Genomic DNA, 10,028 nt, shown 5'->3' with positions numbered 1-10,028 from the left:
GCAACTGCAGGATGGACTGCGCCAATACATTCACTACTACAATCATGACCGCATCAAGCTCAAACTAAAAGGGCTGAGTCCCGTGCAATACAGGACTCAGCCCTTTCCGGCCTAGCCATCAACCGTCCAACTTCTGGGGGTCAGTTCATCGCAGCGGGCGTCTTTTTTTGCCTTACGGCTTCAGCCCCAGCCCCTGCCGGTACGCCACCGCGTACGGCAGCTTGCCGGGCTTGGTCGCGCCCACCGGCTGCGAGAGCGCGGTGAACTCGGTCTCGTTCAGCGTGGTCAGGCCGCCCAGTTGCGCGGCGGTCTTGCCGTTGCTGACCACGGCGTCCGGCGCCAGCGCCACCATCGCGGCCGAGGCGCGGTGCACGGCTTCGAGGTAGCTCGCGGTGTCGTCCAGGTTGACTGTCTTCAGGTCCACCACACCGCGCAGCCAATCCCCCCAGTAGAACTCGGTGAACTCGGTGGCGTCGGTCGGCTGGCTGTAGCCGATGTCGCGCGTGAAGTAGACCAGCGCGCGGTACGGGTCATTGCCGAGGCCGTTCTTGAGGCCCAGCGCACGCGGCAGGTCAGCCGGGTAGGCCGGCTGGTTGGCGCCGTCCTTCGACCAGATCAGCTTGCGCTCGCGCAGGGTGCGGAAGAACGTGGCGCGGTTCAGCGTGGACAGGTTGTCCTGCACGCGGATCCACATCTTCGACTGCGCGCCGCCCGTGTCGGCGTCCCAGATCGACGTGAACGAGTGGTGCCCGTCGGTCAGGTACGGCTCGCCGTACGGCCCCACCACCAACGTCTTCATGTCGGCCGGCTTGTTGCCGACTGCCTTGGTGCAGGTGAAGGAAGCAAGATCGCTGAGGCGGGACGTGGCCGCATCCCAGGTGCTGGTCTTGTTCTGGCCGTTGGTCTCGCAGGCGTCGTCGAACTTCTTGATCGGGTCCGCCGCGTAGCGGCCGAGCTTGTAGTAGATCTGGTCGCGGCCGATGGCCGGCTGCGTGGGGCGCAGATCGGCCAGCGTGACGAGGATGTTCTGCCCTGCAGTGGCCGAGAGATAGGTCGAGACCGGCGTCGGCGCGGCCATCGGGGCGCACACAGCGGGGAGCTGCCGCGTGCTGCCCGGCACCTGCCGGAGCTGGTAAGCAAGGTTCTTGCTCACCGGCAGCCAGGTCAGGGCGAGCGACTGCGCCTGACCGGCCACGGTGGTCTGCCACGTGCCCGAGACCAACCCGTTGGCGGCGGCCCCGCCGGCGCGGTTGTAGGCCAGCGTCACGTCCACGGGGATGTTGTCCGCCGCGAGCGTGGTGCCCGCCACCGAGACGATGTTGCGGCGCGTACGGCCCGTGGCGGCGTTGTTGTCGTCGAGTTCCGGCTCGGCGCAGACCCAGTCGCCGTCGATGCCGTTGGCGGCGACGGCCGTGGCCGTGCGCACGACCCAGCTACCGGTGGGCGCCGTGGCGCTGGCGCCGGTTTCATCGACGAACAGCGCCACCTGGCCCCGCTGGCGCCCCACGAACAGGCGGCCGACAGTGCTGCCGCCCAGCGTCAGCGCGAAGGCGCCCGGATAGCGCGACTGGTCGGCATCGGCCGCCAGCTTGCCAGCCTGGCCACCGGCGCAGTCGGCGCTGTAGCCCAGGCCGGCGCAGACGCGCACGCTGCCATCCGCGCCGATATTGAGCTGGCCCGCGCTGGCGGCATCGCCAGTCTGGCGCAGGTAGCTGTAGGTGCCGGCGATGTCGGCCAGCTGCGCGCCACGGTTGCCGGCCGAGACATAGCCCTGCAGCAGTGCCCCGTTGCCGGCCTTGACGTTGGGCACCTGGCCCAGCGCGCCGGAGAGCACGCCGTCGTCGAGCGTGAAGCGGAAGGTGATGGTGGCGGCGGCGGCAGCCAGTGCTGCCGGTACGTCCGTGCCGCTGGCGGAGAGGCCGCTCACGCGGTAGGTGCCGTCTTCCAGCACGTATTGGCCCACCAGCGCCCCGGCCAGGCCGAAGCGGGAATCGAGGAAGCGCAGCGTGAGCTGGCCGGTGGCGGGTTTGTCGAGTTCGACGGACACCGTGTCGCCAAAGCTGACGGCGCCGACGTAGAGCGATCCGCCCGACAGCGGCTGCACCGCCGCCGGCTGCGCATTGCCACCGTTGCCACCGTTGCCGCCATTGCCACTGGTACCGCCATTCGACGCGCTGCCGCTGTCATCGCCGCCGCCGCAGGCGCCCAGCGCGAGCGTGGCCACGATCAGCGCGGCAAAGGCCGCCTGCCTGGTCCTCTTTCCCATGATTTCCCCGGTTCGTTGTTGTTGTCGATAAGTGCCGAAGGCGGCACGTGGTCGCGCGCCAGTCTAGGCAGCGGCCGTGACGCGCGGATGACAGCGCCGGCTCTGTGGATATCGCCTAGAGTGGCTAGATCGGAACCGCTGGAGCGATGCGATGGAGCAGGAATCGACAGGCATGCACCGGGGCCGGCGCAGGGTGCTGGGGGTGATGGGGCTGGTGACCGTGGCGAGCGCGCTGCCGGCGATGGCGCAGCGGCCCGCAGCCCAATCGAAGATCGGCGTGATTGGCGCGGGGCGCATCGGTGGCACCGTGGGCGGCCTGTTCGTCAAGGCCGGGCACCCGGTGATGTTCTCCTCGCGCCACCCGGAGTCCCTGAAAAGCCTGACCGATTCGCTCGGCCCGCTGGCCCAGGCGGGCACGGTGGCGCAGGCGCTGGCCTTCGCCGATGTGCTGCTGCTGGCCGTGCCCTACAGCGCCGTGCCCGAAGTGGGCCAGCAGAACAAATGGCAGGGCAAGATCGTGCTCGATGCCACCAACGCGGTCTCGCCGCGTGACGGGGCGATCGTGGAGGAGGTAAAAGCCAACGGTATCGGCGCCACCACGGCCAAGTACCTGTCCGGCGCGCGGATCGTGCGCGTGTTCAACTTCACCGGTGCAGGGGAGTTCGCCCGCGAGAGCCATCGCCAAGGCGCGCTGATGGCGGTTCCGATGGCCGGCGACGACGCAGCCGCGCTGGCCGTGGCCGCGCAACTGGTGCGCGAGGCGGGGTTCGAACCGGTGGTGGTGGGCGGCCTGGCGACGGCAGACCGCTTCGCGCCGGGTGGCAAGCTGTTCCGCCAGATGGGTTCGGCGGAGGCGTTCCGGCGCGCGATGGCGGAGTAACAGTGGTGGAGTAACGGCGGTGGAGTGACAGCAGTGGCGTAACAGCGCCGGAAATCAGCGCCGCCGCCACTCCATGGCGACCATCGACGGTGCAAAGCCGAGCTGGCCGAAGAAGGCGGCCTCGGAGGATCGTGCCGCACGCAACACCCAGACGATGTCGGGATCATTGCCCATGACCTGGCGTACCAGCGCCCGGCCGATGCCGCGCCGGCGGTGCTGCGGCGCCACGGCCACCATCGAGATGTAGCCGTTGGCGATGTCGTCGCACAGTGCGCGGGCGAAGCCGATCACCTCGCCCTTCTCCACGGCCACGGCCACGCGTTGGGAATTGGCGATCAGTTGCGCGAAGCGTTCGGCATTGCCGACCTGTTGCTCCCAACCGTTGGCGGCCAACAGACGCCTGGCCGCCTCGATCTCTGCGGGCAACGGGTTACGGATTTCCATCGACGGCTCCTCCTGCCAGATACCAAGTCGCGTGCCGTACCCCCAACCAAAGTGGGGAGCGCAGCGGCGTTTGCGCCACGAAGCTGCGATGTGCGGCGCGAATGGCGACAGAGTGTAGCGAAGCGGATGTGGATGCGTCAAACAATGCACGGCGCAACGCGCACAAGCGTTCGTATTCCCACGCTTCGCCATCGAATGCCGCCACGGCGCGATGCCGCGCGGTATGATGGTTGCCATGAACGCCTCGATCTTCTCTTCCGCCCATCCGGCCGATCAGTTGGCCGAGTTTTCTGACGCGGACAGCGCGCTGGCGCGCATTCGCGAGATCTACGACGGCTCGGTCGCCGCCGTGCGCGCGCGTTTCGACGCCTTCGCGCAGGGCAAGCCCCTCCCATCGGCGGCCCACGCGTGCTACCCGTACCTCGGCATCTCGGTCAACCTCGAAACCATGGTGACCGACAGCCGCCCTTCATGGGGTACGGTGGCCTACCCCGGCGTCTACGGCACCACGGTCACGCGGCCGGACCTGCTGTGCGACTACTACCGCGACCAGATCGAGCGCCTGATGCGCTATCACCGTGTGCCGGTGGTGGTTGGCCTGTCGCGCCGACCGATTCCGCTGCCGTTCGTGATCGAAGCCTCGACCACCGACATCAGCTACACCCAGGCGCGCGAGCTGGAGGCCTCGTTCGTGTTGCCCGAGCTGAGCCGCATCGACGACTCCATCGCCAACGGCACCTACGAGCCCACGCCGGGCGAGGCCTGGCCGCTCTCGCTGTTCTCGGCGGAGCGCGTGGACCTGGCCCTGCAGCGGCTCTACCACTACACCGGCACGGCGCCGCAGCACTTCCAGCGCTTCGTCCTGTTCACGAACTATCAGCGTTATGTCGATGAGTTCGTGGCGCTGGGCCGCTCGCTGATGTCCGGCGATGGCGGCGACGGCTACGTGCGCTTCATCGAACCGGGCGACGTGACCCAGAACCTTGGCGACAGCGAACCCGACGACGCCACCCGCCCGCGCGCGCTGCCGCAGATGCCGGCCTACCACCTCGTGCGCGAGGACAAGCTCGGCGTCACGCTGGTCAATATCGGCGTCGGGCCGTCGAACGCAAAGACGATGACCGATCACCTCGCCGTGCTGCGTCCGCATTGCTGGCTGATGGTGGGCCACTGCGGCGGCCTGCGGCGCTCGCAGCAGCTTGGCGACTACGTGCTGGCCCACGCCTATGTGCGCGACGACCACGTGCTCGACCACGACCTGCCGCCGTGGGTGCCGGTGCCGCCGATCGCCGAGATCCAGGTGGCGCTGCAGGAAGCCGTCGCGCGCATCACGGGCCTGTCCGGCAACGAGATGAAGACGCGCATGCGGACCGGGACGGTGGTGTCCACCGATGATCGAAACTGGGAGTTGAAGTCGAAATCGCTCTATGCGCGCTTCAACCAGTCGCGCGCCATCGCCATCGACATGGAAAGCGCGACGGTCGCCGCCAACGGCTTCCGGCTGCGCGTGCCGTACGGCACGCTGCTATGCGTGTCCGACAAGCCCTTGCATGGGGAGCTGAAGCTGCGCGGCATGGCCAATACGTTCTATCGGCAGCGCGTGAGCCAGCATATGACAATCGGCCTCGAGGCGATCCGTATCCTGCGGGAGAACGGTGTGGAAGAACTCCACTCGCGGAAGTTGCGCAGCTTCGACGAGCCGGCCTTCCGCTGAGGCTTGCCACCCCGCTCCGGGCGGAGCGGGGCGTTGGACATCAGAACCGGTAACCCACGCCGGCGCTGAACAGCCACGGATCGAGCTTGACCGTGGAAACCTTCACGCCGCCGGCATACACGTTGCTGGAGATCCAGATCTTCTTGGCGTCCACGTTCAGGAACCAGTTCTTGGTGAGCTTGTAGTCCATGCCGATCTGCAGGGCAGGGCCCACGCTCCAGCGGTCCAGGTTCAGCGTGTTGCCGGCGATGTCCGCGCCGTAGATGCGCGTCGCGTTCACGCCCGCGCCGATGTAGGGCCGGAACGTGCCGTTCGGGATGAAGTGGTACTGAAGCAGCAGGCTGGGCGGCAGGTGCTTGAACGTGCCGATCTTCTGGCCATCGAGCGAAACGTCCTGCTTCTGCGGAATCGTCAGCACCAGTTCCGCGGCGATGTGCGGCACGATGAAATACGTGATGTCGACTTCCGGAATCCACTTGTTGTTGACGTGGATGCGGTCCGACGCGCCCACGCCGCCCACTGGATCAGACTTGTTGGACATGTCGAGGAAGGTGCCGCGCATGCGGACCATCCAGTTGCCCTGGGTTTCCTCGGCAGCCATGGCCGGGGCCGCGAACGCGGCAGAGGCCGTCAGCGCGGCCAGGGTGGTGCAGAGTGTCTTGCGAGTGAGTGAGAAGTTGGTCATGTTGGTATGCACAGGCGAGGAAAAACTGTGCGACCAGTGTGGCCTTTGCCTCTCATCCCCATCTTGACCCAGCGCAAGTCGCGCGGCCCGCGTGGACCCCGCGTGGCGGCTAAGCGACAGCCGATGAACCTGGCGTCTGCCCGCTCCCGTTCTATTTACATGCGGATTTATTCGTGGCGCCCGCGCGGCGCGGCCCGTACGCTGTGCGCACATGGTGAATGCATCGCGCATGTCGTGGGCGTCCGCAAGGACGTCTTTCCGGGTGTGCCCCGTGGGGGCGGGGCACACCGGTTTTCTCCACGGCGGCGGGCCGCAGTTGGCCTCGCTCCGCCTCAGGCGGCCTGCGCTTCCTGGCTGGCGCGCCCGATGTGCCGGTTCACGCCGCACACCACCGCGCGCAGGGACGCCGTGACGATGTTCGCATCCACACCCGCGCCGAAGCCCGTGGGCGAGTCGCCGACCCGCACTTCCACATAGCAGGCCGCGCGCGCATCGGCGCCGGCGGTCAGGGCGTGCTCGTGGTAGTCCATCACCCGCACCGGCAGGCCCAGGCCGCGCACGAAGGCGTCCACCACGGCATCGATCGGGCCATTGCCCGCGCCGCGCGCCCGCACCGGCTGGCCATCGCGTACCAGTTCCACCTCGATCTCCACGCTGGCGTTGTTCGCCTCGCTGGTCGAGACCATGCGATGCGAGACATAGCGCAGCGGCGCGTCCACGTCGAGGTACTCACGGCGGAACAGCGCGTAGAGGTCGTCGGCACTCGCTTCCAGGCCGGTTTCGTCGGTCATCGCCTGCACCGCGCGGCTGAATTCGATCTGCAGGCGGCGCGGCATGAAGATGCCGTGGGCCTGTTCGAGCAGGTAGGCCATGCCGCCCTTGCCGGACTGGCTGTTGACGCGGATCACGGCGTCGTAGCTGCGGCCGAGGTCGGCCGGGTCGATCGGCAGGTAGGGCACTTCCCAGATCGCGTTCGCCTTCTGCTGGGCGAAGCCCTTGCGGATGGCGTCCTGGTGCGAGCCGGAAAACGCCGTGAAGACGAGATCGCCAACGTACGGATGACGCGGGTGCACGGGCAGCTGGTTGCAGTGCTCCACGCACTGGCGCACTTCGTCGATATCCGAGAAATCGAGTTCCGGGGCCACGCCCTGGGTGTAGAGGTTCAGCGCCAGCGTGACCAGATCGACGTTGCCGGTGCGCTCGCCGTTGCCGAACAGGCAGCCTTCCACGCGGTCCGCGCCGGCCATCACGGCCAGCTCGGCGGCGGCCACGGCGGTGCCACGATCATTGTGCGGATGGACGGACAGCGCGATGTGCTCGCGCCGCGCCAGATGGCGATGCATCCATTCCACCTGGTCCGCGAACACGTTGGGCGTGCTGCATTCCACGGTGGTCGGCAGGTTGAGCACCATCGGGCGGGCCGCGGATGGCTCCCATACGGCCGAGACCGCGTCGGAAACCTCGAGCGAGAAATCGAGTTCGGCCAGGCTGAAGGTCTCGGGCGAGTACTCGTAGGTCCAGGCGGTTTCCGGCATCGCATCGGTCAGTTCGCGGATCAGGCGCGTGCCGCTCACGGCCACCTCGCGGATCTCTTCGCGCGAGGCATTGAAGACGATGCGGCGCCACGCCGGCGCGATCGGGTTGTACAGGTGGATGGTGGCCTGGCGCGCGCCGCGTACCGATTCCACGGTGCGCCGGATCAGGTCCTCGCGCGACTGGGTCAGCACCACGATGTTCACGTCGGCCGGAATCCGGTTTTCTTCGATCAGCATGCGGACGAAGTCGAAATCGGTCTGCGAGGCCGAAGGGAAGGCCACCTCGATCTCCTTCAGCCCCACCTTCACGAGTTGCTCGAAGAAGCGCAGCTTGCGAGCGGGGTTCATCGGCTCGATCAGGGCCTGGTTGCCGTCGCGCAGGTCGGTGCTCATCCAGCGCGGGGCGCGCGTGATCTGGCGCGACGGCCAGGTGCGGTCAGGCAGGTTGACGGTGGTGGCGGGGCGGTACTTGGCGGCGGGATTGCGCAACATGGGTGTTCTCCTTCCTCGCGGGAAGATGCGACAGACACAAAATTCGGGGAAAAAACGGAAAAACGGTGGCGATAGACGGCTGCCGAACTGCCACGGGGCGCTAGGCCCGGCAACCGGTCGGTAGGTCTAGTAGCAGCGAGGAGGAGGATGCGGCCAGGCCGCGGCGCGACAGCCGGCCAGCCCGCGCCACGCACGCGCGCACGGCGGCATCGATGCGCAGGGCATCGGCGGCGTGGCGGAGGAGGAGGGCGGTAGCGTGCATCGTGCGCGAAAGGGGTAAGCCGTCAGCGTAGTCGAATTCCGCACTTGGCGTCAACCGCTTGCCGTAGACCGGGGATGACCTCATCCCGATATGTGGGGTGCCGCTCAGTCCTCTGGCCAGTACATCGGCTGGCGGATCGCGCCTAGTCTCCTAGCACGGGAACGGGACATTACAACAGAAGGGGACAAACCATGACGACACGTCGATGGATATCCTGGCTCGCCTGCGCGGCGACCGTGGCGCTGATGGCTGCCTGCGGCGGCGGCGGTGGATCCAGCGGGGGAGGCACCACGCCAACGGGCACCACCGGCAATGGCGGTAGCGGCGGCAACGGCGGTAGCGGCGGGAATGGCGCGACGGCTGCCAAGTCCTACACGGTGGTGATGAGCCAGACGTCCGGCCAGGTCTCGGTGGGCAGCTCGATTTCGTTGACCGCGTCAGTGGTAGACAACAACGGCAACGACGTCACCGGCAACACCAGCTTCGTGTGGACCTCGTCGAACAGTTCGGTAGCGGCCGTGGGCAACGGTACGGTGCCGGGCAGCGGCGTGGTGACCGGCGTGGGCACCGGCACCGCCACCATCAGCCTGCTGGCCACCGTCACCGGCGCCAGCAACGCCACCACGGCATTGCCGCAGGTCTCGGCCATCATCACGGTGGTCGCGCCCGGCACGCGTACCTACAGCCTGGCGCTGCCGTACCCGGTGTTGTCGATGACTGACGGCCAGGTGCTGCCCGTCACCGCATCCCTGATCGACAGTGATGGCGCGGACCGCTCCACGGCCGGCAGCGGCTGGAACTGGAGCAGCAGCACGGCGGCCGTGCAGGTCACCGGCGCGGTCAACGTGGGCATGCTGCGCGGTGTGAATGCGTCCGATACCGTCGCGCAATCGGTGGTCTCGGTCTCAGTCACGGCGCCGGACAACTCGGTGCTGACCGGCGCCTTCCTGGTGTCGGTGGCCAAGGCCGGCGTGGCCAGCTACCGGTTGGTGCTGTCGCAGAACGGCGCCCAGATCAATGCGCTGAACGTGCTGAACGGCTATCCGCAGGTCTATGCGTCGAAGGTGGTGCGCAATGACGAGAGCGATGTCACGCCGGACTTCAACGGGCTCTGGACCTTCACCACGACCTCGCCGTCGCTGGCGGTGCTGCCGGATGGCGCCACGCGCCTGACCACGGTCAGCACAAGCCGGCCGAATGGTGCGTCGCCGCTGCAAAGCGTGCTCGCCGAGTTCGCCAGCAGCCTGACGCTGGCCGCCACGCCGCGCGCCACCCTGCTCGTCACCGAGCAGCCGACCTGGGCGCTGGTCTACAACGGCCCGCAGCCGCTGGTGGTGCCGCCGGGTATCGGGGCCACGATCGCGGTGCATCTGCTCCATCGCGGCATCGACGAAGGCATCTCGCCGTGCTTCGGCAGCTGGGCGTGGTCCACCGCCAGCAGCAATATCATCCTGAACCAGGTGGTCATCGCGCCGAACTCGGCATCGATCACGCCGCTCGCCAACGGGCCGTTCACGGTTACCGCGCGCTGCACGGCTGGGCCCGAGGCGATGCCCGTGTCGATCACGCTGGCCGGCGTGGTGCAGTAAATCGGCTGGACGACGAAACCCGCCGCGCTTCCCGCGCGGCGGGTTTTTCTTTGCCCGTTGCCGATGCGGGATGAGTGTGGGCGTACCCGTTTCTGCGTGGATCGGGCGGGCTGGGGAGGGCGAGCGTACCCGTTTCTGCGTGCAGGGATCCGGGCCCGAAA

The 10,028-nt window shown here is 67.7% G+C and carries 8 protein-coding genes; 4 read left to right on the top strand and 4 right to left on the bottom strand.

Going from position 1 to position 10,028, the window contains the following annotated elements; all coding sequences use genetic code 11:
* On the top strand, window positions 1-115 hold a 115-nt coding region (locus AB4120_RS25005; protein WP_441592170.1), incomplete at its 5' end, for an IS3 family transposase.
* Between the two features lie 57 nt (window positions 116-172).
* Here AB4120_RS25005 and AB4120_RS25000 read toward each other — a convergent pair.
* The gene (locus tag AB4120_RS25000; protein ID WP_441642984.1) at window positions 173-2,266 is read right to left on the bottom strand and encodes a ParB/Srx family N-terminal domain-containing protein; all 2,094 of its coding nucleotides are present in this window, start codon (window positions 2,264-2,266) and stop codon (window positions 173-175) included.
* Between the two features lie 151 nt (window positions 2,267-2,417).
* Between AB4120_RS25000 and AB4120_RS24995 the strand changes: the two genes are divergently transcribed.
* Window positions 2,418-3,146, top strand: a complete 729-nt coding sequence (locus AB4120_RS24995; RefSeq protein WP_149138591.1) for an NADPH-dependent F420 reductase — start codon at window positions 2,418-2,420, stop codon at window positions 3,144-3,146.
* Window positions 3,147-3,200: 54 nt separating this feature from the next.
* On the opposite strand, the gene AB4120_RS24990 is transcribed toward AB4120_RS24995, so the two are convergent.
* The gene (locus AB4120_RS24990) at window positions 3,201-3,590 is read right to left on the bottom strand and encodes a GNAT family N-acetyltransferase (RefSeq protein ID WP_092294295.1); all 390 of its coding nucleotides are present in this window, start codon (window positions 3,588-3,590) and stop codon (window positions 3,201-3,203) included.
* Between the two features lie 223 nt (window positions 3,591-3,813).
* On the opposite strand from AB4120_RS24990, the gene AB4120_RS24985 reads away from it, so the two are divergent.
* Entirely contained in the window at window positions 3,814-5,304 is a 1,491-nt protein-coding gene (locus AB4120_RS24985; RefSeq protein WP_144201153.1) for an AMP nucleosidase, read from the top strand.
* A gap of 40 nt (window positions 5,305-5,344) precedes the next feature.
* Here AB4120_RS24985 and AB4120_RS24980 read toward each other — a convergent pair whose 3' ends face one another.
* Window positions 5,345-5,989 (bottom strand): OmpW/AlkL family protein, encoded by a 645-nt coding sequence (locus tag AB4120_RS24980; protein WP_149138592.1) that lies wholly within the window; start codon window positions 5,987-5,989, stop codon window positions 5,345-5,347.
* Between the two features lie 332 nt (window positions 5,990-6,321).
* On the bottom strand, window positions 6,322-8,016 hold the full coding sequence (gene leuA / locus AB4120_RS24975; protein ID WP_149138593.1) for a 2-isopropylmalate synthase: 1,695 nt from the start codon (window positions 8,014-8,016) through the stop codon (window positions 6,322-6,324).
* Window positions 8,017-8,469: 453 nt separating this feature from the next.
* Here leuA and AB4120_RS24970 point away from each other — a divergent pair, with 453 nt between their 5' ends.
* Window positions 8,470-9,867: a hypothetical protein gene (locus tag AB4120_RS24970; protein WP_149138595.1), complete on the top strand. Its 1,398-nt coding sequence runs from the start codon at window positions 8,470-8,472 to the stop codon at window positions 9,865-9,867.
* Window positions 9,868-10,028 lie beyond the last annotated feature (161 nt).

Origin of the sequence: Cupriavidus sp. 2KB_3 (genome assembly GCF_052115685.1) — a bacterium.
Taxonomy (GTDB): domain Bacteria; phylum Pseudomonadota; class Gammaproteobacteria; order Burkholderiales; family Burkholderiaceae; genus Cupriavidus; species Cupriavidus campinensis.
This window is presented reverse-complemented; position numbering and strand designations above follow the sequence as displayed.

Excerpts from the sequence above, each read along its gene's own strand:
- AB4120_RS24995 (WP_149138591.1), top strand. The coding sequence starts at position 2,418 with ATGGAGCAGGAATCGACAGGCATGCACCGGGGCCGGCGCAGGGTGCTG.
- AB4120_RS24985 (WP_144201153.1), top strand. The coding sequence starts at position 3,814 with ATGATGGTTGCCATGAACGCCTCGATCTTCTCTTCCGCCCATCCGGCC.
- AB4120_RS24980 (WP_149138592.1), bottom strand. The coding sequence starts at position 5,989 with ATGACCAACTTCTCACTCACTCGCAAGACACTCTGCACCACCCTGGCC.
- AB4120_RS24990 (WP_092294295.1), bottom strand. The coding sequence starts at position 3,590 with ATGGAAATCCGTAACCCGTTGCCCGCAGAGATCGAGGCGGCCAGGCGT.
- AB4120_RS24970 (WP_149138595.1), top strand. The coding sequence starts at position 8,470 with ATGACGACACGTCGATGGATATCCTGGCTCGCCTGCGCGGCGACCGTG.
- AB4120_RS25000 (WP_441642984.1), bottom strand. The coding sequence starts at position 2,266 with ATGGGAAAGAGGACCAGGCAGGCGGCCTTTGCCGCGCTGATCGTGGCC.
- leuA (WP_149138593.1), bottom strand. The coding sequence starts at position 8,016 with ATGTTGCGCAATCCCGCCGCCAAGTACCGCCCCGCCACCACCGTCAAC.